This is a genomic window from Bradyrhizobium sp. BRP23 (assembly GCF_020194135.1).
In the GTDB taxonomy this organism is placed as follows: Bacteria; Pseudomonadota; Alphaproteobacteria; order Rhizobiales; family Xanthobacteraceae; genus Bradyrhizobium; species Bradyrhizobium yuanmingense.
Map to the genome: position 1 here is coordinate 347,087 of NZ_JADYVW010000005.1, position 24,769 is coordinate 371,855.

Below are 24,769 nucleotides of genomic sequence, written 5' to 3' on the forward strand. Positions count from 1 at the left end.
CTGAAATGTCCCCTGAGCCCGGCCGTAGCTGCACGGGCGCTTGGCGTTGGTCGCCGGGGTGGGCCGGAGGGTTCAATGGTGGCCGTTGGCCGCGCCACATTCTCCGCTGTCATGCCCCGGCTTGTCCGGGGCATCCAGTACGCCGCGGCCTATCGATTCAATCACCGGCGCTGGTGGAATACTGGATCACCCGCCCCTGTGCGCAATTGCGCACTAGGCGGGTGATGACACCTGTGTTGGAGAAACGGCTGCGTGACCCACCAACAAATCAAAACCGCCGCGCTCCCTTCCGGAACGCGGCGGCCAATGATGCGTTCGTGCCGGCGATCAGCTGTTGCGCAGGCCGTCGGCGGCGCGCTTCCACTGCGCGACGTTGTCGGCGATCATGCGGGTCGATTTCATCGCGGCCTGGCTGAGCTGGGCGTAGCCGGAGATCTCGCGCTGGACGCGCTGGCCTTCGGCGTGGAGCAGGTCGCGCAGGCTCTCAAGCTCGGAGATCAAATTCTCGATCTCGGCGAGCGAGGTTCCGGCGACGCGCTGGATCAGCGAGTTGACGTTGTTGACGGTGGCTTCCGCGCTCGGGTCGAGCGGCGGCGCGTCGGCGGTTGTCGCGGCCGGACGGCGCAGATAGGCGATGTCGTTGCGGACGAAGTCGCGGATGCCGGCTTCGACCTCGGTCACGGCGGCGAGGTTGGTGTCGACCGTCTCGGTCTCGGTGGCTTCGATCTTTTCGGGACGCATGGCGTTCATCGTTATTCCCCTGTTCGCGTTGAGCGCAGCGCGAGTGTCCCCCGCACGACGACGTCTGTGAGGCAGGCTGCATCAGGGCGTCCGATTTTGACCGCAAATGGGCCAAGATGCGGCAAGGCCGGACCATTCGGGGGTTTTGCCGTGGCGTATGGTTAGGGAAGGGTGAATGCTGTCCTGGTGATGGCCTTCTCCCCGCAGGCGGGGAGAGGCGCTGGGCTCACCAGCTCTTCTTGAAGCCCGCCGTCACGCTCTTGTTCAGCGTGCCTTGCGGGGTTTCACCGACCGAGCCGGATACGGTGACGTTGTCGAACAGCTTCTGCTCGGCGCCGAGCTTGCGCAGCCATTTGTCGTCGGTGGTCGACAGCGTCTGGCCGGCAACGATGCTGGTGCCGGTGTCGGTCACGGTGACCTTGGCGCTCTGGTCGGTCTCGTAATTGCGCGTGACGTGGCCGCCGATGCCGGGGACCGCTGTGGTGCCGTGCTGGTTGACGCTGTAGCCGTTCTGCAGCGTCAGCGAGGTATCGCCCGACAGCGGCACCGATTTGGTCAGTGACGCCCCGATCTTGCTGTGCTCGGCGCCGGGATCGACCCTGGCTTCCACCGCGGTCTTGTCCCAGATCGCGCCCGCGCCCGGCGCGGTTGCCGTCGCCCAGGCGCTGCCCGAGGATTGCGGCAGGTTGCCGCCGTTGGTGGCCTTCTGCGCCAGCAGCTCGGACATCGTCCTGGGCTCGCTCGCCAGCGTCATGTCGGCGCCGACTCGGGTATCCCAGAACGAGGACACCGATTGCTTCACGGTCACCGCCGAGGAGCCGTTGGCATTGGGATTCGACGTCCAGTCGAGGCCTTCCCTGGCGGCGGCCTGCGCGCGCTTCTTGGCGGCCATCGGGTCGATGCCGGTCCCGGCATCGACCGCGATCTGGCTCCAGTCGAGCTTGTCGACGTCGATGCCCTTCATGATGTCGGGATCATTGACGTCGGGGGCTTCGGCCGCCTCGGCCTCGTCGTCGGATGCGGGTGCGGAGAAGGGCGGAATGATCTGTGCCTGTAACGTTAGCACCGAGCCCAAGATGAATGCGGCCGCCAGCAACGGCAGCCTGGTCCAGCCAAACCCTGTCGAGAATTCCATCGTCCTGCCCACGAACCCCAGCGCATGCTGTCCGCCTCACTATAGCGGTCGCAATGACCATGCGCCATTCCGGCGCCGAAAGTGCCGATTTATCGTTGCGGAATTGTGGCCGTTCGCAAGGGGAGGCGAACCAACGGGCCGCGCGAAAGGCGCGCGCCCGATGACAGGTTCGTGATGCGACGGCATCCGGCGGGGCTGGAGGCCAGGACGTCGCGATCGCCTCGTCATCGGTCCCGAACAGCGGGGCCCGTTGGCGTCCCCCCTAAAGCGCGATGATCATCATCGCGCCTCAGGTTGTTGTTTGCGCATGATCTTCTCGGAAAACCGCTTCGTACTTTGCGCTAACGCGGCCCTTCAGGTCCGGATCATGCGTTAGCCGACGCTGGTCATCTTCGGCAGATGAATGGCGCGGCCGAGTGCCTGCTCGACCAGGTCGAAGGTGTCGATCAGCACCCGCATGCTGATCAGCTTGCCGGCCTTGAACTGGGCGAACTGCGCCACGCGCAGGCTGATCGGCTTGTTGGAATCCAGCGCCGTCAGCGAATAGCGCACCATCGAGGCGGCGGAATCGACGCCCAGCATGATGCTCTCGCGGTCGAAGCGGCGGACCTGGAAATTGTCGGCGAGCTGGCGGATGACGTCGAGCACGGCATCCTTGCCCTGGCGCGCGCCGAGGAACGGAAACATGTCGATCGGGCCGTAGAGCGCCCACTCGACGTCCTCGTCGATCAAGGCCTCGATATCCCTAAAATGCCGGTCGTTGATCGCGCGGTGCAACGCACGCGAGAAACGCCAGAGGCTGTGCTCTGTCATTTGGGGCAGTCCTGAAGCTGGCTTTACGGAAAAAAACGGCAAACAACCCCATGCGCACCAAGGCGCCAGGGCTCAACTCATTTGTATACGAACAAATTAGCAGATTTCGGCCAAAACGCAATTCACGTTTTCGCAATGCACACTTGAACGGGTTTTGTGAGATTTACAATACAACCCCGTAATTGTCCGGGTCCCGGCGCTCAGTCCGCCCCGGCAATCAGCGGCCCGATCTCCCGTTCCAGCACCTGCTGCACCAGGTCGTAGGAATCGATGATCTCGCGCATCTCCGCCACCAGTCCGCCGCGAAACGTGTAGAACACCGCCATGTCGAACTGCACGATGCGGTCGTTGCTGCGCTTCTTGAAAAAAGCGTGCATGTAGGTCGCGACGGCCTCGCCCTCGGCGACGATATGCGGCGTCTTGTAACGAATCTCCGAATAGCGCGACCAGACCGTCTGCCACAGCTCGCGCAGCTCCTGCTTGCCGTGGCGCGGCACCAGATGTGGCAGCACGTCAATCGGGGCGTGGGTGAGGAAATAGACGTCGTCGGTGCAGCTGGCCAGCGCCGTCTCGATATCGCCGCGCGCGAAGGCATCGAGCAGGTGCACGACGCGTTGGCGATTCAGCTGCTCCACCGTCATTCCCGCCTGTCCTTTGTTGGTCTTTTGGCGTTGCGCAAGCTTAACGCGTGGTCTCACGCATCCGCAATCCGCTAGATCACAGGGATGGTGCAGACGTTTTGACGTTCCACCGCAATGCCCGGTTCATGGGGTCACGTTAAGATTGAGTTGGCGCCGCAACTGCACGAATTCAGGGCGTCGTCGGCTGCCCTCCGCGCAAGCCGCATGGACGAACACGCAAAGTCGCATGCGGGGAACCATGGGTCTGCCCGCCGATCCGGTCCAGAGCTTCAGTGAAGGAAGGGGGAGGCGCCGCCCGCACCGCCGCTCACCGCGTGATCCATCTCACATCACCGCACCGGAGCCGCGACTACCGTCATCGGCATGTCATCAGGGAGACGTGCCATGGCCACCATCGCCGCCACGAGAAAGTCCCGCCTGCATAACGCGCTCGAAGGCCTCGCGCTGACCGCGGCCCTGCAGAGCTTCCCGACCTTCGCCACCGCGGCCTTCCTGCTCAAGCTCGTTGGCAACCACGACCTCGTCGGCGATCCCGGCGTCGCCATCTTCGTCGCCTTCGCCTCGTTCACCCACGCCCTGATCGCCGTGACCCTCGGCCCGAGCTTCCCGCACCTGTTCAAGACCGTCTACGAGCCGAAATTCTTCGAGGCCCATCTGTCGCTCTCCGACAAAATCACGGCCTGGCGCACCCAGCCCGTCGCCTCGCTGCAACTGGTGACGATCGTGCTGCTGCTGTCGGTGATGGCCGTGGTGACGGCGAGCGTGGGGTGAGGGGGGTAACCACGAACGTCACCGATAAACCTACGCGTCTACCTCTTCTTCCACCCACCCCTTCGTCCCGGCGCCCCACCGGTCGACTTCGGCGCCGGCCCGAACTCCGGTCCCGACTGCCGCGAATCCGTCGGCTGGATGATCCTGCTGGTGCTGCCGAACGGCTTTGACGGCAGCGCGCGGCTCTCGCGATAGGGCAACGACTCCGGGCCGTGCATCTCGTCGAGATGCGGCTTATGCACGCGGGAGCCCTTGCCGCCGCCGGCCTTGAGCGCAGTTGCGGCGCTCTTGTTCCTCATGGCGCTGACGGGCAGGTTCGCGGCATCGCCGTATTTCTTCGCTCCCGCATAAGCGCCGGCCTTGCCCGCGACGGTGCGCTGCTTGGCGGTTGGGTCGTCCACCACTGCAAGCTCGGTGGCGCGCAGGCGCTTGACCTCATCGCGCAGGCGCGCGGCTTCCTCGAAGTTCAGGTCGGCGGCGGCCTCGCGCATGCGGGTTTCGAGATCGGCGAGCACCGCCTCGAAATTGTGGCCGATCGAGATCACGTCGTCGGTCATGTCATGGCCGCCGACCTCGACCAGCACGTGGTCGCGCTCGTAGACCGAGTTGAGGATGTCGCCGATCTGCTTCTTCACGCTCTCCGGCGTGATGCCGTTGGCGTTGTTGTACTCGACCTGCTTCTCGCGGCGGCGGTTGGTCTCGGCGATGGCGCGCTCCATCGATCCGGTCATCTGGTCGGCATAGAGGATCACCTTGCCGTCGACGTTGCGCGCGGCGCGGCCGATGGTCTGGATCAGCGAGGTCTCGCTGCGCAGAAAACCTTCCTTGTCGGCGTCGAGGATCGCGACCAGCGCGCATTCGGGGATGTCGAGGCCTTCGCGCAAGAGATTGATGCCGACCAGTGCGTCGAAGGCACCGAGGCGCAAGTCGCGGATGATCTCGATGCGCTCGATGGTGTCGATGTCCGAGTGCATGTAGCGCACGCGGATGCCCTGCTCGTGCAGATATTCGGTGAGGTCCTCTGCCATGCGTTTTGTAAGGACCGTGATTAGCGAGCGATAGCCCGCTTGCGCGGTGGCGCGCACTTCGCCGACGAGATCGTCCACTTGCGTGCGGGCGGGGCGGATGTCGACGGGCGGATCGATCAGTCCGGTCGGGCGAATGACCTGCTCGACGAACACGCCGCCGCTCTCGTTCAGCTCCCAGCTGCCCGGCGTCGCCGAAACCGCGACGGTCTGCGGCCGCATCATGTCCCATTCCTCGAACCGGAGCGGGCGGTTGTCCATGCAGGAGGGCAGGCGGAAGCCGTATTCGGCCAGCGTCGCTTTGCGGCGGAAGTCGCCGCGGAACATGGCGCCGATCTGCGGGATGGTGACGTGGCTTTCGTCGGCGAAGATCAGCGCGTTGTCGGGCACGTATTCGAACAGCGTCGGCGGCGGCTCGCCGGGGCGGCGGCCGGTGAGGTAGCGCGAATAGTTCTCGATGCCGGCGCAGCTGCCCGTCGCCTCCATCATTTCGAGGTCGAAAGTGGTGCGCTGCTCCAGCCGCTGCGCTTCCAGCAGGCGGCCCTGGTTGTTGAGCTGGTCGAGCCGCTGCTTCAATTCGAACTTGATCGACTTGATCGCCTGCACCAGCGTCGGCCGCGGCGTCACATAGTGCGAGTTGGCGTACATCTTGATGAATTCGAGCTCGTCCTGCTTGTGGCCGGTGAGCGGATCGAACTCCTCGATGGTCTCGATGGTGTCGCCGAACAGGTTCACGCGCCAGGCGCGGTCTTCATAGTGCGCCGGGAAGATGTCGATGACGTCGCCGCGCACGCGAAACGTGCCGCGGGTGAAATCGGCCTGGGTGCGCTTGTACTGCAGCGCGACGAGGTCGGCGATGAGCTGGCGCTGGTCGATGCGCTCGCCCTTCTTCAGCGCGAAGGTCATCGCGGTGTAGGTCTCGACCGAGCCGATACCGTAGATGCAGGACACCGACGCGACGATGATGACGTCGTCGCGTTCGAGCAGCGCGCGCGTCGCCGAGTGTCGCATGCGGTCGATCTGCTCGTTGATCGAGGAATCCTTTTCGATGTACGTGTCCGTGCGGGGCACATACGCTTCCGGCTGGTAGTAGTCGTAATAGCTGACGAAATACTCGACCGCGTTGTCCGGAAAAAAGTTCTTGAACTCGCCATAGAGCTGGGCGGCCAGCGTCTTGTTCGGCGCCAGGATCAGGGCCGGGCGCTGCGTCGCCTCGATCACCTTGGCCATGGTGTAGGTCTTGCCGGAGCCGGTGACGCCCAGCAGCACCTGCGAACGGTCGTTGCGGTTGATGCCCTCGACCAGCTCGGCGATTGCGGTCGGCTGGTCGCCCTTCGGCTCGTAGGACGACTTGATCTCGAAGCGGACACCGCCTTCGGACTTCTCCGGGCGCGGCGGCCGGTGCGGCGTCCACACCTTCATGGAGCCGTCGCCCTTGCGGAACTCCGGCCGGCCCTCGCGGATCAGCGATTCCAGCGCATCCGCGGTGGCCTTGACGCCGAGCGCCTCCATCTTGGAACGCGGCGGGCGCGCCAGCGCTTCGGCATCGTCCTCCTCGGTGGGCAGGCCGAGCTGCCGCGCCAGTTCCGGATCGAGCGTCGGGATGGTGGCCGCAGTTCCGTAATTGGCCTGCGGTGCCTCCTCCAGCCCGGCCAGCTCACTGGACTGACGGGCGCCCGGCGGCTGCGGATTGGGCCGCAGCGGCATCGGCCGCGCCGCATCTTGCGGAAACTCCTTCGGCGTCGAAGCCCGCGCGCGATGCGCGGCGGCCTCGCCCCCGGCGCGGCGGTCGCGCGAATTGTCCGGCGGCGGCTGCAGGCCGGTGCCCGAGCCAAGTCCGGCATCGCCGCGATTGATCGCGGGATTCAGCAGTTCAGCCAGCGCCGGCCCGATCGGCTGCACGTCGGGGCGATGAGCTTTGGATTTGGGAGATTTGCCGGATTTTTCGGAGGATGCAGGTTTCTTCGCCATGAGGCGAATATGGGACGAGTCAGCCCCGCGATAAAGGGTGAATGGCCGTGGCCGTGCAGGCTGCTGACAGCAGGTTGGCAGCAGCCTTGCGGTTCACGCCGCCGGCCGCGGCCCCTCGTCGTCACCGGCCGCGACATTCGGCTCGAGGATGTCGAGATGAATGCCGCCGCAATCGGTGCAGCGCATGGTCCAGTACTCGCATCCGGCGCGGCCGCCGATCACACGGAGCACCGTGAGATCGCTGTCGCATTCCGGGCAGTTGGACAGCACTGCGCGGGCGTAGATCCGCGGCCGCGCTGCATCGGTTTCGATGATGGACATGACCGGTTCCCCCTTTTTTCGCCGCCCTGTCTCTGATCCGCCTGCGGACCGCCTATTCGTCGTCGCCGCCGGTCCGCAGCCGAAAACGATCGATGTGGTGCTTGGCATCGGCAATCGCGGCATCGCGATCGGGCCAGGCGAAGCCGACTTCCATGGCCGGAAACAGCACGCCGTCGATGGCCACCGGGCTGAGATCGGCCCGGCGGATCCGCGCGTGCCACAGCCCCTTGCCAGCTTCGAAGGATTCGATGTCAAAGCCGTCGTAGAGGGTCGTCATGAGTGTAGGTCCCACGTTTCTTTTCGGAGGGTCACGAGACCACGTCTGCGGATTTTGGGATGTGAAGCCGTTCACAAGCGGGCGGCTTTTTTGCCCGCCGGGCTTCAGTTCCGCGCTGCGGCGCGGCCGATCCGGCGCGGGCGGGCGGCGGGTTCCGATGCCGCCCGCATGATCCAGCGGCGGAAGGCGGCAAAGTCGCGCTGCTCGGTCTGGAAGCTGCGATAGAGCAGGTACCAGCGCATGCCCTTGGGCACTGACAGGTCGAACGGCGCCACCAGCCGGCCGGCCGCAAGATCGTCGTCGATATAGGGGCGGATGCCCATGGCGATGCCGAGCCCGTCGGCCGCGGCCTGCAGTGCCTGTCCGTAGAACTGGAATTCGGGCCCGCGCGCGTTGATCCTCGCCGTGCCCGCCGCCTTCAGCCAGATCGGCCAGTCCTCGGGTGAGTGCGCGACGCGGATCAGGCTCGGTCCTTTTAGGTCGCCCGGGCGCTTCAATCCGCCGGCAAGGCGCGGCACGCAGACGGGGGTGAGGTCGCCCGCGAACAGCGGCTCGGCGACGAGGCCGGGCCAGTCGCCGGTGCCGAGCTTGATGCCGCAGTTCCAGTCTTCGCCGAACGGCACCGCGGCGCCGCCGGTGGTGAAGCGCACCTCGATGTCTGGCTCCTCGCTGCGAAACTCCGACAGGCGCGGGATCAGCCAGCGCATCGCAAAGGTGTGGCCGACGCCGATGGTGAGCACGCGCACGCTGGCGGGCGCCGTCACCTGCGCCGTGAGGCTCGCCAGCGCATCGAAGATCGGGGTCAGCCCGCTTTGATAGGCGCGGCCCGCCTGCGTCAGCACGAGCCTGTTGGCCTTGCGCTCGAACAAGGCGACGCCGAGCCGCTCTTCGAGCAGGTGCACCATGCGGCTGACGGCGGCCGCCGATACGCTCAGCTCCAGCCCGGCCGCAGCAAAGCTGCCGGTCCGCGCCGCCGCCTCGAACGCCTTGATGCCGTTGAGAAACAGCAACCGCCGCAAATGACCCACCCTCAGGAAAGCTGATGCCAGGGCAAGATATCTCAGTTTGCGGAAGAGGCGCAAGCGAGGCACAAACATCAGCGCAATTCGAGCTGATTTGTTGAAGCAGGCGCGGTGCCTTCGCCTCTCCTCGCGGGGCGAGGGAGTGAAACAGTTTGCGTCCCTCACTCGCCCTCGGGAGATTCCTTTCGTGACGCCCATCATGATCGCTGCCCTTGGATTGCTGATGGTGGCCACGGCGTTCCTGTCGGGGCTGTTCGGCATGGCGGGCGGGCTGATCCTGATCGGCGTGCTGCTGGCACTGATGCCGCTGCCGACCGCCATGGTGCTGCATGCGGTCACGCAGATGGCTTCGAACAGCTGGCGCGCGTTCCTGTGGCGGGCGCACATCCGCTGGCGGCCGGTTGCGAACTATATGGTCGGCGCGGCCGTGGCGCTCGCGGCGTGGTCGCTGACCCGCTACGTGCCGGACAAGCCGGTCGCGCTGCTGCTGCTCGGCATCGCCCCGTTCATGGCGCGGCTTTTGCCGGCGAACATCAAGCCGGACCCTGATAGCCTCTGGCAGGGCACGGTCTACGGCACGATCTGCATGGGCCTGATGCTGATGACCGGCGTCTCCGGCCCGCTGCTCGACACCTTTTTCCTCGGCGGCGATTTCGGCCGGCGCGAGAAGGTTGCGACCAAGGCGATGTGCCAGGTCGTCAGCCATTTCACCAAGCTGATCTATTTCGGCGGCATCATCGACCAGGCCGCGGGCCTCGATCCCGTGCTCGCTGCCGTCGCCATCGCAGCCTCGATGCTCGGCACCACGCTGGCGCGGCGCATCCTCGAAGCCATGACCGACCAGCAGTTCATCGCCTGGTCCAACAAGCTGATCACCACCATCGCCTGCTACTACATCGTCCACGGCGGCTGGCTGTTGCTGCGTGCGCCGGTTCTGGCCGCCTTCGACAAGGGAGGTTTGCAATGAGCTGTAACGCCGATCCGCTGGTGCTGGACTTCGTCGAATGGGTCGCGCGCGAGCCGCGCGTCTACGCCGAGGTGCTCGCGACCTGGAAGACCTCGTGCCCGCGCCTCACCATCTGGGAGGACGCCGCCGAGCGCGGCTACGTCGCGCGCGAGACGATTGCCGGTCTCGGGCTGGTGATCGCGGTGACGGAAGGCGGCGAGAGGCTGTTGCGCGCGAACGGGCGGTGACGCGCACACCTCTCTCCACATCGTCATTGCGAGCGCCAGCGAAGCAATCCAGAATGTCTTTCGCGGAAGCAGCCTGGATTGCTTCGCTGCGCTCGCAATGACGGAGCACTGCTCAATGTCGCTCAAACTCTACGAACTCGTCGGCACCGATCCCGCGCGCCCCTTCAGCCCGTATTGCTGGCGCACCCGGATGGCGCTCGCGCACAAGGGCCTTGCGGCGGAATCGCTGCCCTGGCGCTTCACCGAGAAGAGCGCGATCGCGCCGCACGGCTCGGAGAAGGTCCCGGTGCTGTTGCATCATGACAAGCCGATCGTCGATTCCTGGACTATTGCGAACTATCTCGAGGACACTTTTCCGGATCGCCCGTCGCTGTTCGGCGGCGAGGGCGGCCGCGCGATGGCGCGCATGATCAATGCGTGGGGCGACATCGCCATCGTCGGCGGCATCTTTCCGCTCATCATCGCCGACATCCCGAACAATCTGAATGAGGTCGATGCCGCCTATTTCCGCAAGTCGCGCGAGGCGCGCTTCGGCGGCAAGACGCTCGAGGAGATCATGGCGGGCCGCGATGCCGGCGTCGTCGCGTTCCGCAAATCGCTCGAGATCATGCGGCAGACGTTCAAGACGCAGCCTTTTCTCGGCGGGCAGGCACCGAACTACGCCGACTACATCGTGTTCGGCGGATTCCAATGGGCGCGCGTGGTCAGCCCGTTCAAGCTGCTCGAAGCGGATGATCCAGTCTATGCCTGGCGCGAGAGGCTGCTGGATGCGTTCGACCGCATGGCGCGGAAGTCGCCGGGACATGAGGTGTAAACTTCGTAGCCCGGATGGAGCGCAGCGAAATCCGGGGCCGGTGCTAGCGGAACGATTCCCGGATTACGCTTGCGCTCCATCCGGGCTACGCGCCGCCGCTTTCCGCAAGCACTCCCGGCACAGGCAGTCCTCGCCCTCGAGCGGCATCGGCAGTTTTGCCGTCTCCTCCGCGCACCAGCAAGTCCCTGAGAGATCGCAGCCGAATTCGCTGCCGCAACGGGAACAGGTGAGACGGCGCGCAAGTGTCGGCGCTGACGGGATTTCTTTCGGATTTGTCATGTTTTACGTCGAAGCTTCGCCGTCATTTTCATGGCGGGTTCATCTGCCGCTGCAGTATATTACGCGCCGACCGCGTCGAAAGGAAAGCATCTCGCAGCGCGCGAAGGACAGATCATCGATGGCCGGCGATTCGCAAGCCGCTCTCGTCGCGCTCAACCGCTTCGGCTTCGGCGCCCGCGGCGGTGCATCGGGCGATCTCGTCAACGCAAGCTCCGACCCGCGCGGCTTCGTGAAGGCGGAGCTTTCGCGTGCCAATGGCGTGCTGCTGGAAGCGCCGGTTCTGCAATCGACGCCGCAGCTCGGGCAGGCCGTGTTTGCCTATCAGGACCAGGTCAAGCAGGCGCGTGAGGCGGCGAAGGCTGCTGCGCCCGCCGAGACGCCGCCTGCCGATCAGAACGCGCCCTTGCGTCGCAATCTCTCGCTGAATGCCGCGGCAGAGATCACCGGCCAAATGGCCGATGCGAAGCCCGCCGAGAACACCGTTCGGCCCGAGGCCATGCAGCCGAACGCCGCGCCGCCTGCTGCCAAGCCAGCGCTGCAGCCGCTCAATGTCATCCAGAAAACCTTTCGCGCCGAGGCGTTGGCGCGGCTGCAGCGCGCCACGCTCGCCGAATGCGGCTTCACCGAGCGCTTGGTCGCGTTCTGGTCCAATCATTTCTGCATCTCCGCCAGCAAGGGCGAGCTGGCGCGGATCTGGGCCGGCGCGTTCGAGCGCGAGGCGATCAGGCCGCACGTGCTCGGGCGCTTCGCCGACATGCTGAGGGCGGTCGAGCAGCACCCGGCGATGCTGTTCTTCCTCGACAACCAGCAATCGCTTGGACCTGACTCGCGCGCGGGACAAAACCGCAAGCGCGGGCTGAACGAAAATCTCGCGCGCGAAATCATGGAGCTGCATACGCTCGGCGTCGGCGGCGGCTACACCCAAGGCGACGTCACCTCGCTCGCGCGCATCATCACCGGCTGGACCTTTGCCGGCAGGCAAGGGCAGCTCGGAGTTCCCGGCTCCTTCGTCTTCAACACCAATGCGCATCAGCCCGGGCCGCAGGTGCTGCTCGGCAAGACCTACGATCAGGCCGGCCTCGCACAGGGCGAAGTTGCGCTCGCCGATCTCGCGCGGCATCCCTCGACCGCGAGTTTCATCGCCACCAAATTCGTCCGTCACTTCGTCGCGGACGAGCCGCCGCCGGCGCTCGTTGCGCGCCTGCGCGACGTCTTCGTCAGGACCGACGGCGATCTCAAGGCGCTGGCGACGGCGCTGGTCGATTCCGAGGAAGCATGGAAGGCGCCGCTCACCAAGCTGCGCTCACCATACGATTTCCTCGTTGCGAGCGGCCGGCTGCTGGCGCGCGTGCCGGAAGATCCCGGCGCCTATCTCAACAACCTCAATCTGCTCGGCCAGCCGCTGTGGTCGCCGCCGGGTCCCAACGGCTTTCCCGACAGCAATGCCGCCTGGGGCGCGCCGGAAGGCATCAAGCTCAGGCTCGACATCGCGGCGCAGATCGGCGCGCGGCTTGGCAACAACATCGATCCGCTCGACCTCCTGGAGTTCGCCGCCGCCGATGCCGCCTCGGCCGAGACGCGGCGGACCATCGAGCGCGCGGAGTCGCGGCAGCAGGCGCTGGCGCTGCTGCTGATGTCGCCGGAAATGCAGAGGAGATGATGATGACCGACTGCGTCGAGAACCGGCTCCTCACGTCCCGCCGCGGTCTCCTGCTCGGCGGCGCGTCCTTTGCAGCCTGGGCCTACCTGCCGAAATTCGCCCGCGCGGCCGACGGGCGCGATCCGCGATTGATCGTGGTGATCCTGCGCGGGGCGCTGGACGGGCTCTCGACCGTCGCGCCGCTGGGCGATCCCGATTATCCCGGCCTGCATGGATCGATCGCGCTCAGCGCCGACGGTGCCCATCCCGCAATCATGCTCGACTCGTTCTTCGCCCTGCATCCGGCGATGCCGGAGTTTGCGCGCATGTATCGCGACAAGCACGCTGCCGTGATCCACGCGGTTGCGACGCCCTATCGCGACCGCTCGCATTTCGACGGCCAGGACGTGCTCGAAAGCGGCTATGCCGGCCCTGGCCGCGTGCAGTCCGGCTGGCTCAACCGCGCGCTGGAAGCGCTGCCGCGCGGCGAGCGCGTGTCGAGCGGGCTTGCGGTCGGGTCCACTACGCCGCTGGTGCTGCGCGGCAATGCGCCGACCGTCGGCTGGGCGCCGGTCGCGCTGCCGCAGGCCGACGACGACACGTCCATGCGCCTCGTCGAGCTCTACCGCCATCGCGATCCCGCTTTGGCCTCCGCGCTGTCGCAAGGCCTCCAGCTCGACAAGGTCGCGAGCGGCGACGACATGAAAGCGACGCGCGGCAATGCGGTCGCGCAGATGCGCCAGGTCGCGCGCGGCGCCGCAAAGCTGATGGCGGCTGATGATGGCCCGCGCATCGCCGCGCTCGCCTTCGACGGCTGGGACACGCATGCCAATGAGGGCGGCCCTGTGGGGCGTCTCGCCTTCCTGCTCGGCGGCCTCGACGGCGCGCTCGCCGAATTCGAAAGCGGATTAAGGGATCGCTGGCGCGACACCGTCGTGGTTGTCGCCACCGAGTTCGGCCGCACCGCGCGCATCAACGGCACCGAGGGGACCGATCACGGCACGGGCACGATCGCCTTGCTCGCCGGCGGCGCGGTGCAAGGCGGCCGGGTGATCGCGGACTGGCCCGGCCTCAAGCTCGCGAACCTGTATGAGGGCCGTGACCTCAAGCCGACCACGGATCTGCGCTCGGTGATCAAAGGCGTGCTGCAAGATCAGTTCGGCCTGTCCGATCGCACGCTGGCCGAGACGGTGTTCCCCGACAGCGCAAGCGCAAGGCCGATGAAGGGGCTTGTGGTCTGACTTAACCTCTCCCCGGCCTTCTGCGGGGAGAGGTCGGATTGCTCAGGCGCGTGCGCCTGAGCAATCCGGGTGAGGGGCAGGGCACACTATTCCCGAGAGGGGAGTCCATCCGATTCCCACATTGACCGTGCGTGCATCGCGCACATCGCCTACAATCGAGACCGAACTCGCGGAGGCAGCCCCTCACCCCACCCTCTCCCCGTAAGAACGGGGAGAGGGAGCGAGAGAGCACCGCATCCTGACGATCGCGCCCACAGGAGACACCACCCCATGTACATCGCCATGAATTGCTTCCGCGTCGCCAAGGGCTCCGAGGCTGCCTTCGAGCAGGTCTGGCTCACGCGCGACACCCATCTCGACAAGGTGCCGGGCTTCGTCGAGTTTCACCTGCTGCGCGGGCCGGAAGCCGAGGACCACACGCTGTACGCCTCGCACACCGTGTGGGCGAATTATGCGGCGTTTGAGGCCTGGACCAAGTCGGAAGCATTTCGCGCGGCGCATCATAAAGCGGGCGACAACAAGCCGCTTTATCTCGGCCATCCCCAGTTCGAAGGTTTCGAGGTGATGCAGACCGTGGGGCGCGGCGCCAAGTAACGCTGCCAAGTAGCGCTGCCAGCAAAAAAATGCGGCCCCTGTCAGACGCGGCGACTGACGGGGACCGCTGGGGCGCATGATCGGTGACGGGGGGCCTGACCAGACGCCGGGGCAGCCTAGCCTTGCTGTGTTACGCGCGGGTGACAGGTGGAGTTATCCACAGCTCCCGGCACGACTCAGAAGATCTTGCGATAGACGATGAAACCGGAGCGCTCCGCGACCTTGTCGTACAGGCGCTGCGCCGTGAGATTGGTCTCGTGCGTCTGCCAGTAGACGCGCGGCGATCCCGCCAGCTTCGCCCGCTCGTAGACGCCATGGATCAGCGCCGAGCCGACGCCCTTGCCGCGCGCGGCCTCTGATGTGAACAGGTCCTGCAAATAGCAGGACGGCTCGATCGCGGTGGTGCTGCGATGGAACAGATAATGCGTCAGCCCGAGCAGGCGGCCGTTGTCCTCGGCGACCAGCGCATGCATCGGCTCATAAGCATCGAAGAAGCGCTGCCACGTCATCGCAGTGATCTCGGGCGCGAGCGCGGTCGGACCGGAGCGGCCGTAAAAGGCGTTGTAGCCGTCCCACAGCGGCAGCCATTGATCGTAATCCTGCCTGGTGACGGCGCGAATGATGAGCGACATGTGAATTTCCGCGATCTCGGAGGTGCGCGATGAAGGGATGTCCTTCATACGTGATGATCGTATTGCCGATCAATCGCACACTCGCCTCACTCCGCAACGCGCAAGTACTGGATCAGCTTGCGGCCGGTCGGATCGCGCAGCGAGCGGTAGTAGTCGGCGCGCGCCGGCGCATCGGTGTGGCGCACGAGGTCGGTCACGGGCGTGTAGCTCAGCATCCGCCCGCCGTCCGGCAGTGCGGCGCAGACGAAGCGCAGCACCTCGCCGTTGCGCAGCGCGACGTTGATCGGCGTGGCATCGCCGACCCGCACCATCTCCATGCGCTGCGCGATGAAAGTGCCGAGCTCGTCCTCGGGCAGCGCGAACGCGCCGGTGTCGCGGCCGTGATACATCAGCGCGATGAAGGGTGGCTTCGCCTCGGCGACCTCGTCCGGCACCGCAAAATAGTCGCGGAACGCGCGGTTGATGAATTCGGCCCGGGTCTCGGCATCGAGCAGCACGATGCCGATATCGACCTTGTCGAGCGCGGCCGACAGCCGCGCGGCAATGGCGTGGCTGCGGCGCTCGGCCGCGAAACTGCCGAGCAGCCGCTCGCGCATCAGCCCGGTGATGCCGGCGGTTCCGAAAACGGTGACGGCCAGGAGGCCGAGCGGCGCCAGATCGGCGGTGCCATGGCCGGAGACGCCGTGGCGGTTGAGGAAGAACAGCGCCGCGCCGATCACCGCGACAATCGCGGTCGTCACGGCGGAGGCGAGACCTGCGAGCGCGCCGGCGAGAGCCACGATGGCGACGAACAGCGGGGCGGGCGAGGGCGCGGGGACGAAGCGATCGAGCAGCATCGCCAGCAGCAGGGTCGCTGCCGTCAGCGCCGGACCGGAGATCGCACGCCATCCGAACCGCATGGACCTGTCTCGCTCCTCCCGAAAGAGGTAAGGCCGCAACACTGGCTGATTGTTGCGTGACTGCGATGCGATTTCGTGCGGCGTGCTTAAGGCGCGGTTGCGTGCAAGCGTAAGGCTTTCGGATGATTTTAAAGCATGATCCGGAAAAGTGTGAAGCGGTTTTCCGAAAAGATCATGCTCAAACAATAACCTAAAGCGCGATGACGATTCATCCTAATCGCATCGCGCTTTAGACCATGTGCGCGCGCTGCTGCAGCGTCGGCGCATGCAGCGTCGACGTGCCCGTGCCCTTGCGCGTGCCGACGATGATCAGCAGCGAGGCCGCGACCAGGATGGCCGCAGTCAGGGTGATTGCAACGACTACCACAGGTGATTTCATCGACGTCCTGTCGCGATGCCGGTCGGCGCGGGCCGCACGGCGCCCTGAAGGCTGGTCCAGGATGAAACGGGAATCAGACCGGCAGGCCCATCGCCATGGTCGCCTTGGTCGACAACACCGTCAGGGTGACGATCAGGCACAGCGAAAGCGCGGCGACGGCGAGCGAAGCCGCGACCGCATGGGTGAGCCGGGAAGACGCGACGGTAGCGGATGGGCTCTGAAACCCCGCTGTGCCGGACGCCCGCATCATGGTCTAAATCCTTCAACACGCGAGCGAATCACCCGCGACTTTCCAGAATTTCCCAGTTTCAACCGGCAACATTGCGGCGACGACCGCGCCGAAAGTGGCGGGATTGCGGCAAAGGCGGCCCTTATGCCCGCTATTCGCCGGAGCGGACGCGCCGTCAGGCGCTCGCGGCGATGCTGGCGGGGTCGTCGATGTCGGCCGGGCGCCAGTCCATGGTCACGAAGCCGGGCGCGGCTTCGACGCGTTTGAGCCAGTCCCGGATCGCCGGGAAGGCCTGGAGGTCGAAGTCGCAGCGGTCGGCGAGGTGGGTGTAGCCGTACAGCGCGATGTCGGCGACCGTGAGCTGGCGCGCGGCGAAATAGGAATTGGTCTTGAGGTGATTCTCCATCACCTGGAGCGCGCCATAGCCGCGCTCCATCCAGTCCTCCAGCGAATGGGTCTGCAGGTCGCGGCCGCCCTTGACCAGCGACAGCCAGAAATAGGCCGCGCCGATGTTCGGCTCGAGCGCGTGCTGCTCGAAGAACATCCATTGCAGCGCCTCGGCGCGGTCGATGCGGTTTTCCGGCGCGAGCGGCGTGCCGACGGCAACGTACCAGAGGATGGCGTTGGACTCGGCGAGGTAGCGGTCCTCGCCGACCTCGAGCAGCGGCACCTGCCCCGACGGGTTCTTGGACAGGAAATCCGGCGTGCGGCTCTCGCCGCGCAGAATGTCCACCTCCACCGCTTCGTAAGGCAGGTTGAGCAGCGCCAGCGCAAGGCGGACCTTGTAGCTGTTGCCCGAGCGTTGCATCGAATAGAGCTTGTACATTCTGGCGTTCGAAATCCGAGGACGAGAAGACGCGGCGCCCGTTGCCCCGCGAGGCGGTTAAACAATGATGCCGATGCGAATCCGCCGCAAGTGCCGGCCGATAGAAAAACTCGAAAACCCTACCGCACTGCAATGGAGGGGAAGATCATTTTCGCGACGATGCAGTTCAGTTCACATGTACGTCAATCTGCGGACACATCGCTCTACGTAGGCTACCGCATAGACGATCGAGATTAGGACGCCAGTGTTTCCGCATCGTCATGGCCGGGCTTGACCCGGCCATCCACGTCTCACTTGCCGCACGAAGAACGTGGATGCCCGGGACAAGCCCGGGCATGACGACGAGCGGTTTCCTGGAGACGTGCACCATCCAGAATTGCTCCGAGGACAGGCCTTGTCGGATATGAGCAATTCCGGAGGCAAAAGTTACGGAATATTGCGGGAAACCGCGCCTCGCAGCGCTCCAAATCGTAAACTTTTCCGGGATCTGGCCGAAGTTTCTTGCGGCCCAGCGGCACACGTTTTAGGGTGGCTCATTCCCACAATTGGAGTCGTGAGGCGAAGGGCTTCACGACGCTCGCCAGGAGATGATGATGTCCTTCCTTGCCGCTGCGCTCGACCGTGTGAAGCCGTCCGCGACCATCGCGGTCACGGATAAAGCACGCGCGCTGAAAGCGGCGGGCCGCAACGTCATCGGCCTCGGTGCCGGCGAGCCCGACTTCGACACGCCCGCCAACATCAAGCTGGCGGCGATCCGCGCCATCGAGGCCGGCAAGACCAAGTACACGGCGGTCGACGGCATTCCCGAGCTGAAGGAAGCCATCATCGCGAAATTTCAGCGCGAGAACGGCGTCGCCTACAAGCCGAACCAGATCATCGTCGGCACCGGCGGCAAGCAGGTGCTCTACAACGCGTTGATGGCGACCATCAATCCGGGCGACGAGGTGATCATTCCCGCGCCCTATTGGGTCAGCTATCCCGAGATGGTCGCGCTCGCGGGCGGCGAGCCGGTGCCGGTGGTCTGCACCGCCGCGACCGGCTTCAAGCTCCAGGCCGAGGCGCTCGAGCGCGCGATCACGCCGAAGACCAAATGGGTCATCCTGTGCTCGCCGTCGAACCCGACCGGAGCTGCCTACACGCGTTCGGAGCTGAAAGCGCTCACCGACGTGCTGGTGAAGCATCCCCACGTCTGGGTGATGACCGACGACATGTACGAGCATCTCGTCTATGACGACTTCCAGTTCACCACGGTCGCGCAGGTCGAGCCGAAACTCTACGACCGCACGCTCACCGTGAACGGCGTCTCGAAGGCCTATTGCATGACCGGCTGGCGCATCGGCTACGCCGGCGGTCCCGCGCAGCTCATCAAGGCGATGTCGACGATCCAGTCGCAGTCGACCTCGAACCCGTCGTCGATCGCACAATGGGCCGCGGTCGAGGCGCTGAACGGTCCGCAGGACTTCATCCCCGCCAACAACAAGGTGTTCAAGGAGCGGCGCGACCTCGTCGTCTCCATGCTCAATCAGGCCAAGGGAATCGAGTGCCCGCGTCCCGAAGGCGCGTTCTACGTCTATCCGTCGTGCGCCGGCACGATCGGCAAGACCGCGCCGTCGGGCAAGGTGATCGCCAATGACGAGGACTTCGTCACCGAGCTCCTGGAGACCGAAGGCGTCGCCGTGGTGCAGGGGTCGGCCTTCGGCCTTGGACCGGCGTTCCGCATATCCTACGCGACCAAGACCTCGGACCTCGAAGACGCCTGCAAGCGCATCCAGCGCTTCTGCGGCAATCTGCGGTAAGACGGTCGCGACAAGAATCGGAAAGGCCCGCTTCGGCGGGCCTTTTTTGTTGTTTTTCGATAAGAGGAGTCGGATGGACTTTTTGTTTCTGGTCGGCGTTGTGCCCGGCCCCTCACCCGGATCACATCTGCGATGTGATCCGACCTCTCCCCGCGGAAGAGCGGGGAGAGGTTAAGCAAGGCCGGCGACGTTGCATTGTGAGGGACGCACGGCTCTCTCACTCCCTCGCCCCGTTCTTACGGGGAGAGGGTGGGGTGAGGGGTCTCTCCGCAAGTTCGATTCTAAACGCGCGCGAGCTGGCACGGCCGCGGCTCTTGTGGCATAGACCCGCAACACGGGTGGGGCACTCTCTCTGCTCGCATCACATTTTTTGCCGGAGACATTCATGCGCCGTTCGTTCCTCTTCGCCGCACTCACCGCTGCCGGCCTCATCGCCTCCGTCGTGAACACCGGCGCGCAGCAGCGGATGGCGCGGGTCGGCGTGCTCGAATGCCGCGGCGGCGCCAGCGTCGGCTTCATCGTGGGATCGGTGACTCATCTCGGCTGCGTGCTGCGCGCCGACGGCTTGCCCGACGACCGCTACGTCGCGACCATCCGGAAAGTGGGCCTCGACATCGGCATCACCCAGGAGACGGCTTTGGCCTGGGGCGTGTTCGCGCCGGTCGACCGGCTCGGCCCCGGCGACCTCTCCGGCAATTACGTCGGCGCGCAGGGCAGCGCCTCGGTCGGTGTCGGCTTGGGGGGCAACGTGCTGGTCGGCGGCTCCAACAATTCGATCGCGCTGCAGCCGCTGAGCGTGCAGGGCCAGGTCGGCCTCAACATCGCCGCCGGCCTCGAGAGCCTGGAACTCCGTCCGGGCCGTTGACACTTCTGCGTGTGATCGCGCCGCGGGAAGCGGCGCGATTTTGCTGACGACGCACCGCAGCGACGTTTGATGCTTGCCAAATCTCGGGGAGGGGCAGAGCATCGGCGTTTGCCGACCCAATCACGGGCCGAGCTCCACACCAAGGAGGCGGCGAATGGGACAAGACGTCAGAAGTCCCCGAGGTCCACGGTGCATCGCGCTGGTGGGCCCTTTCCAAAGCGGTAAAACCACACTTTTGGAAGCAATATTGGCGCGAACGGGTGCAATCCCGCGCGCCGGCAGCGTCGATGCCGAAACGTCCGTCGGCGACGCTACGCCCGAGGCCCGTCATCACAAAATGACCGTCGGCCTCACTGCCGCCACCACGAGTTTCATGGGCGACAGCTACACCTTCCTCGATTGTCCCGGTTCCGTCGAGTTTGCCCACGACATGCGCGCCGCGTTGCCGGCGGTCGACGCCGCAATCGTGGTCTGCGAGGCCGACGAGAAGAAGCTGCCGCAGCTTCAGATCATCCTGCGCGAGCTGGAGGAGCTGAAGATCCCGCGTTTCCTGTTCCTCAACAAGATCGACCGCGCCAGTCAGCGCATCCGCGAGACGCTGGCGATGCTGCAGCCCGCCTCGCGCGTGCCGCTGGTGCTGCGCCAGATCCCGATCTGGAAGGGCGAGCTGATCGAGGGCTTCGTCGATCTCGCATTGGAGCGCGCCTTCATCTATCGCGAGCATAAGGCCTCCGAGGTGGTTGCGCTTGAAGGCGGCGATCTCGATCGCGAGAAGGAAGCCCGCTTCTCGATGCTGGAGAAGCTCGCCGATCACGACGATGCGCTGATGGAGCAGCTGCTCGAGGACATCCAGCCGCCGCGCGATGCCGTGTTCGACGATCTCGCCCGCGAATTGCGGGAAGGGCTGATCTGCCCGGTGCTGCTGGGCGCCGCCGTGCGCGAGAACGGCGTGTTGCGCCTGATGAAGGCGTTGCGTCACGAGGCGCCCGGCGTGGCGGAGACCGCAAAACGTCTCGGCGTATCCGAGACCAAGGACGCGCTCGGCTACGTCTTCAAGACGCTGCATTCGCAGCACGGCGGAAAGTTGTCGCTGACGCGGCTGCTCGCCGGCCATCTCGACGACGGCGCCACGCTGCAATCCTCATCCGGCGGTGCCGGGCGCATCTCCGGCATCCTCGCCGTCAACGGCGCCTACGACACCAAGCGCGCCTCGGCCGAAGCCGGCGAGACCGTGGCCCTCGCCAAGCTCGATCCGGTCAAGACCGGTGACACGGTTTCGAGCGGCAAGACGGCGCCCGCGGCATTGATCACGATCGAGCCGACGCCGCCGGTGCTCGCGATCTCGGTCGCGGCCACCGACCGCAAGGACGACGTCAAGCTCGGCCAGGCGCTGACGCGCCTGCATGAGGAGGATCCCTCGCTCATGATCGTGCAGAACGCCAAGACTCACGACACTGTGCTGTGGGGCCAGGGCGAGATGCATCTGCGCGTCGCCAGCGAGCGCTTGCGCGACCGCTTCGGCGTCAAGATCACCTCGCATCCGCCTGCGATCGGCTATCAGGAGACCATCCGCAAGCCGATCACCCAGCGCGGCCGTCACAAGAAGCAGTCCGGCGGCCACGGCCAGTTCGGCGATGTCGTGCTCGACATCACGCCGCTGCCGCGCGGCGACGGCTTCAAGTTCGCCGAGAAGGTGGTGGGCGGCGCGGTGCCGCGCAACTACATCCCGGCGGTGGAGGAGGGCGTCGTCGATGGATTGGCGCGCGGTCCGCTCGGCTTCCCCGTCACCGACGTGCAGGTGACGCTGACCGACGGCTCCTATCACAGCGTCGATAGCTCCGATCTCGCCTTCCGCACGGCCGCGCGGGTCGGGCTCAACGAAGGCCTGCCGCAATGCCAGCCGGTGCTGCTGGAGCCGATCCACATGGTCGAGATCGTCTGCCCGACCGACGCCACCGCCAAGATCAACGCGATCCTGTCGGCGCGGCGCGGCCAGATTCTCGGCTTTGACACCCGTGAGGGCTGGACCGGCTGGGACTGTGTCCGCGCCATGATGCCGGAAGCGGAGATCGGCGAGCTGATCGTGGAGCTGCGCTCTGCCACCGCCGGCGCCGGCAGCTTCACGCGCCAGTTCGACCACATGGCCGAAGTCACCGGCCGCGCCGCCGACCAGATCATCGCCGCACATCAGCACGCGGCGTGACCGGTTAGGCGATCTCGTGCCCCGGACGCAGCGCAGCGCTCCTTCAGCGGTGCGCTGCAGAGCCGGGGCCCACGTATCAGCGTGCTCGGAATTTCTGGGTCCCGGCTCTGCGCAGCAACGCCAAGAGCGTTGCAGCGCGTCCGGGACACGAGATTCTCGTATGCCACTGCACCACACTTCGTCATTGCGACGACGCCTCCCTTGCTTTCGCCACCGTATGATGTATTTTACATCGTTGTATATGTTCTAGATATCACTTATAACTGCTCGTAAGTGAGGCCAAGGTGATCACCTCGTTCCAGATGCGGGCAGCCCGCGCGTTGCTCGGCATCGACCAGAAAACCCTGGCCGAGCTCGCCGGCGTGTCGCTGCCGACCATCCAGCGGATGGAGGCCTCCACCGGCAATGTTCGTGGCGTGGTCGAGACCTTGATCAAGGTGGTCGAGGCGTTCGACCGGGCCGGCGTCGAGCTGATCGGCGAGCAGGCCCGCAGCGACAGCGGCGGACGTGGCGTTCGCTTGAAGGAGCCGGGGCCGCCGCGCCGTGTCGGAGCATGATCGCGCGTTGATCGTGCCCGGGATCGAGATGGGCTAGCGCATCGTCGCACCTTAGGACGCACGATGCTTCGGAGCATTGTGGGGCCAGCGGAGCACTTTGCTGACATGAGCATCACGAGCGATCAGGCAGGACGGCTGCACCAGCTGCGTCAGCCGACCTTTGCCGAACTGTATCTGCCGAAGCTCGTCACCGTCTTTCGCGAAGGCTACGGCCTCGCGGATTTCCGCGCCGACGTCTTCGCAGGCCTCACGGTTGCGATCGTCGCGCTGCCGCTGTCGATGGCGATCGCGATCGCCTCGGGTGTGACGCCGGACCGCGGCCTCTACACCGCCGTCGCCGGCGGCTTCATCGCCTCCTTGCTCGGCGGCAGCCGGTTCCAGATCGGCGGCCCTGCCGGTGCGTTCATCGTTCTGGTCGCGGCGACTGCGGAGCGGCATGGCGTCGATGGCGTTATCCTCGCCACCATGATGGCGGGCCTGTTCCTGATCGGCGCAGGGCTGCTCAGGGTCGGCACCTACATCAAGTTCATTCCCTATCCCGTCACCGTCGGCTTCACCGCCGGCATCGCCGTCATCATCTTTGCCAGCCAGCTCCGCGATCTCTCCGGCATCACGCTCGCGGGCAAGGAGCCCAGCGAGTTCGTGCCCAAGCTCGTCGCGCTCGCCGGCGGCCTCAACACGATCAATCCGTCCGCCGTCGCGGTCGCCCTCGTCAGCATCGGCATTATCGCCGCCTTGCGCCGCTGGCGGCCGTCCTGGCCCGGGATCCTGATCGCGGTCGTGTTTGCAGCCGTCGCCAGCGCGGTGCTGTCGTTGCCGGTCGAGACCATCGGCTCGCGCTTCGGCGGCATCCCGCGCGAATTGCCATCGCCGGCGCTGCCCGCGTTCTCACTGGAAAAGGCAAGGGCGGTGTTGCCGGATGCGATCGTGTTCGCGCTGCTGGCGGCGATCGAATCGCTGCTGTCGGCGGTGGTAGCCGACGGCATGACCGGCCGCCGTCATCGCTCCAATTGCGAGCTGGTGGCGCAAGGTGCGGCCAATATCGGCTCGGCGCTGTTCGGCGGCATCTGCGTCACCGGGCTGATCGCGCGCACCGCGACCAACATCCGCGCCGGCGCGCGCGGGCCGCTCGCGGGCATGCTGCATTCGGTGTTCCTGCTGCTGTTCATGCTGGTCGCGGCGCCGCTTGCAAGCTACATCCCTCTGGCCGCGCTCGCCGCGGTGCTGGTGGTGGTGGCCTGGACCATGGCGGAGAAGCATGAATTCGCAACTCTGCTGCGCTCGTCATGGGGCGATGCGGTGGTGCTGCTCGCGACCTTCCTGCTCACGATCTTTCGCGATCTCACCGAGGGCATCCTGGTCGGCTTCGCGCTGGGCGCGGTCCTGTTCATCCATCGCATGGCGGAGATGACCGGCATCGAGGAGCGGACGCCACTGGTTGCGGATGATCGCCCCGACGACGGCAACGGCGACCGTGTGCGTTACGATCCCGCGCTTGCGGTCGACCGCGACGTGCTGGTCTATCGCATCACCGGCGCGTTCTTCTTCGGCGCGGCCTCGGCGATCGGCGGCGTGCTCGACGGCATTGCCGACCGGCGTAAGGCCTTCGTGGTCGATTTCGCCGCGGTGCCGTTCCTGGATTCGACCGCGGCCAACGTGATCGGCCGCGTCGCCGCCAAGGCGCACCGCCAGGGCATCAGGCTGTTCATCACCGGGGCCTCGCCCGCGGTCCGCCGCGCGCTGCTCACCCATGGCGTCACGCCGCCGCGCGCGCGCTATCGCACGAGCCTCGAGCGCGCCATCGCCGACATCAAGGGCCGGGCCGCCGACGAGACCGCTGCGAGCTGACCGCGCGCGCTTGACAGAGCGGGCGCGACGCGAAATGGATCGCCTCGGAAACGACCC

General features: G+C 65.8%; 26 protein-coding genes. 12 read left to right on the plus strand and 14 right to left on the minus strand.

Translation table 11 applies throughout. The features are described 5' to 3' along the window. Positions 1-327: 327 nt before the first annotated feature. The 4 genes from I6F24_RS16610 to I6F24_RS16625 form a co-directional block, all read right to left on the minus strand. The gene (locus I6F24_RS16610; protein WP_036040066.1) at positions 328-750 is read right to left on the minus strand and encodes a hypothetical protein; all 423 of its coding nucleotides are present in this window, start codon (positions 748-750) and stop codon (positions 328-330) included. Between the two features lie 217 nt (positions 751-967). Next, positions 968-1,876, minus strand: a complete 909-nt coding sequence (locus I6F24_RS16615) for a hypothetical protein (RefSeq protein ID WP_225151020.1) — start codon at positions 1,874-1,876, stop codon at positions 968-970. Between the two features lie 372 nt (positions 1,877-2,248). Continuing rightward, positions 2,249-2,689, minus strand: a complete 441-nt coding sequence (locus tag I6F24_RS16620) for a nuclear transport factor 2 family protein (RefSeq protein ID WP_128264793.1) — start codon at positions 2,687-2,689, stop codon at positions 2,249-2,251. Positions 2,690-2,889: 200 nt separating this feature from the next. Continuing rightward, positions 2,890-3,330: a nuclear transport factor 2 family protein gene (locus I6F24_RS16625; RefSeq protein WP_225151022.1), complete on the minus strand. Its 441-nt coding sequence runs from the start codon at positions 3,328-3,330 to the stop codon at positions 2,890-2,892. Between the two features lie 384 nt (positions 3,331-3,714). On the opposite strand from I6F24_RS16625, the gene I6F24_RS16630 reads away from it, so the two are divergent. Next, the gene (locus tag I6F24_RS16630) at positions 3,715-4,101 is read left to right on the plus strand and encodes a hypothetical protein (RefSeq protein ID WP_225144299.1); all 387 of its coding nucleotides are present in this window, start codon (positions 3,715-3,717) and stop codon (positions 4,099-4,101) included. Between the two features lie 38 nt (positions 4,102-4,139). Here I6F24_RS16630 and uvrB read toward each other — a convergent pair whose 3' ends face one another. The 4 genes from uvrB to I6F24_RS16650 form a co-directional block, all read right to left on the minus strand. After that, positions 4,140-7,097: an excinuclease ABC subunit UvrB gene (gene uvrB / locus I6F24_RS16635; RefSeq protein WP_225151024.1), complete on the minus strand. Its 2,958-nt coding sequence runs from the start codon at positions 7,095-7,097 to the stop codon at positions 4,140-4,142. Between the two features lie 93 nt (positions 7,098-7,190). Beyond that, the gene (locus tag I6F24_RS16640; RefSeq protein ID WP_225151025.1) at positions 7,191-7,418 is read right to left on the minus strand and encodes a hypothetical protein; all 228 of its coding nucleotides are present in this window, start codon (positions 7,416-7,418) and stop codon (positions 7,191-7,193) included. Between the two features lie 52 nt (positions 7,419-7,470). Beyond that, positions 7,471-7,695 (minus strand): hypothetical protein, encoded by a 225-nt coding sequence (locus I6F24_RS16645; protein WP_036009439.1) that lies wholly within the window; start codon positions 7,693-7,695, stop codon positions 7,471-7,473. A gap of 104 nt (positions 7,696-7,799) precedes the next feature. After that, entirely contained in the window at positions 7,800-8,714 is a 915-nt protein-coding gene (locus I6F24_RS16650; RefSeq protein ID WP_225148094.1) for a LysR substrate-binding domain-containing protein, read from the minus strand. Positions 8,715-8,904: 190 nt separating this feature from the next. On the opposite strand from I6F24_RS16650, the gene I6F24_RS16655 reads away from it, so the two are divergent. From I6F24_RS16655 to I6F24_RS16665, 3 genes are all read left to right on the plus strand, one after another. Further along, positions 8,905-9,684: a sulfite exporter TauE/SafE family protein gene (locus tag I6F24_RS16655; protein ID WP_225151027.1), complete on the plus strand. Its 780-nt coding sequence runs from the start codon at positions 8,905-8,907 to the stop codon at positions 9,682-9,684. Further along, positions 9,681-9,911, plus strand: a complete 231-nt coding sequence (locus I6F24_RS16660) for a hypothetical protein (protein ID WP_036009448.1) — start codon at positions 9,681-9,683, stop codon at positions 9,909-9,911. Before I6F24_RS16655 ends, I6F24_RS16660 begins: the two co-directional genes overlap by 4 nt. Before the next feature lie 115 nt (positions 9,912-10,026). Beyond that, positions 10,027-10,725, plus strand: coding sequence for a glutathione S-transferase family protein (locus tag I6F24_RS16665; RefSeq protein WP_225142231.1), 699 nt, complete (start codon positions 10,027-10,029; stop codon positions 10,723-10,725). A gap of 63 nt (positions 10,726-10,788) precedes the next feature. Here I6F24_RS16665 and I6F24_RS16670 read toward each other — a convergent pair whose 3' ends face one another. After that, the gene (locus I6F24_RS16670) at positions 10,789-11,004 is read right to left on the minus strand and encodes a cysteine-rich CWC family protein (RefSeq protein WP_225151028.1); all 216 of its coding nucleotides are present in this window, start codon (positions 11,002-11,004) and stop codon (positions 10,789-10,791) included. A 118-nt stretch (positions 11,005-11,122) separates the two neighbouring features. On the opposite strand from I6F24_RS16670, the gene I6F24_RS16675 reads away from it, so the two are divergent. The 3 genes from I6F24_RS16675 to I6F24_RS16685 all read left to right on the plus strand — a co-directional run bounded on the left by I6F24_RS16675 (position 11,123) and on the right by I6F24_RS16685 (position 14,478). After that, positions 11,123-12,664, plus strand: a complete 1,542-nt coding sequence (locus I6F24_RS16675; protein WP_225151030.1) for a DUF1800 family protein — start codon at positions 11,123-11,125, stop codon at positions 12,662-12,664. Between the two features lie 2 nt (positions 12,665-12,666). After that, entirely contained in the window at positions 12,667-13,884 is a 1,218-nt protein-coding gene (locus tag I6F24_RS16680; protein WP_225151032.1) for a DUF1501 domain-containing protein, read from the plus strand. 270 nt (positions 13,885-14,154) lie between these two features. Then, on the plus strand, positions 14,155-14,478 hold the full coding sequence (locus I6F24_RS16685) for an antibiotic biosynthesis monooxygenase (RefSeq protein WP_225151035.1): 324 nt from the start codon (positions 14,155-14,157) through the stop codon (positions 14,476-14,478). Between the two features lie 176 nt (positions 14,479-14,654). On the opposite strand, the gene I6F24_RS16690 is transcribed toward I6F24_RS16685, so the two are convergent. The 5 genes from I6F24_RS16690 to I6F24_RS16710 all read right to left on the minus strand — a co-directional run bounded on the left by I6F24_RS16690 (position 14,655) and on the right by I6F24_RS16710 (position 17,443). After that, positions 14,655-15,110 (minus strand): GNAT family N-acetyltransferase, encoded by a 456-nt coding sequence (locus I6F24_RS16690; protein ID WP_036030968.1) that lies wholly within the window; start codon positions 15,108-15,110, stop codon positions 14,655-14,657. A gap of 86 nt (positions 15,111-15,196) precedes the next feature. Continuing rightward, positions 15,197-16,009, minus strand: coding sequence for a PAS-domain containing protein (locus I6F24_RS16695; protein ID WP_036030906.1), 813 nt, complete (start codon positions 16,007-16,009; stop codon positions 15,197-15,199). A 229-nt stretch (positions 16,010-16,238) separates the two neighbouring features. After that, complete coding sequence (locus I6F24_RS16700; RefSeq protein WP_036009463.1) at positions 16,239-16,388, minus strand: hypothetical protein; 150 nt, start codon at positions 16,386-16,388, stop codon at positions 16,239-16,241. Positions 16,389-16,461: 73 nt separating this feature from the next. Then, a complete protein-coding gene (locus I6F24_RS16705) occupies positions 16,462-16,638 on the minus strand; it encodes a hypothetical protein (RefSeq protein WP_162832045.1) in 177 nt (58 codons plus the stop codon). Between the two features lie 154 nt (positions 16,639-16,792). Further along, on the minus strand, positions 16,793-17,443 hold the full coding sequence (locus tag I6F24_RS16710; RefSeq protein ID WP_025032208.1) for a glutathione S-transferase family protein: 651 nt from the start codon (positions 17,441-17,443) through the stop codon (positions 16,793-16,795). Positions 17,444-18,036: 593 nt separating this feature from the next. On the opposite strand from I6F24_RS16710, the gene I6F24_RS16715 reads away from it, so the two are divergent. The 5 genes from I6F24_RS16715 (at position 18,037) to I6F24_RS16735 (ending at position 24,712) form a co-directional block, all read left to right on the plus strand. Next, on the plus strand, positions 18,037-19,239 hold the full coding sequence (locus I6F24_RS16715; RefSeq protein WP_036009490.1) for a pyridoxal phosphate-dependent aminotransferase: 1,203 nt from the start codon (positions 18,037-18,039) through the stop codon (positions 19,237-19,239). Positions 19,240-19,624: 385 nt separating this feature from the next. Continuing rightward, positions 19,625-20,104, plus strand: coding sequence for a DUF992 domain-containing protein (locus tag I6F24_RS16720; protein WP_036030909.1), 480 nt, complete (start codon positions 19,625-19,627; stop codon positions 20,102-20,104). 154 nt (positions 20,105-20,258) lie between these two features. Beyond that, positions 20,259-22,307, plus strand: a complete 2,049-nt coding sequence (locus I6F24_RS16725; protein WP_225151037.1) for an elongation factor G — start codon at positions 20,259-20,261, stop codon at positions 22,305-22,307. A gap of 284 nt (positions 22,308-22,591) precedes the next feature. Further along, positions 22,592-22,864, plus strand: coding sequence for a helix-turn-helix transcriptional regulator (locus I6F24_RS16730; protein ID WP_008566993.1), 273 nt, complete (start codon positions 22,592-22,594; stop codon positions 22,862-22,864). A 105-nt stretch (positions 22,865-22,969) separates the two neighbouring features. Further along, complete coding sequence (locus I6F24_RS16735) at positions 22,970-24,712, plus strand: SulP family inorganic anion transporter (protein ID WP_225151039.1); 1,743 nt, start codon at positions 22,970-22,972, stop codon at positions 24,710-24,712. Positions 24,713-24,769: the final 57 nt, after the last annotated feature.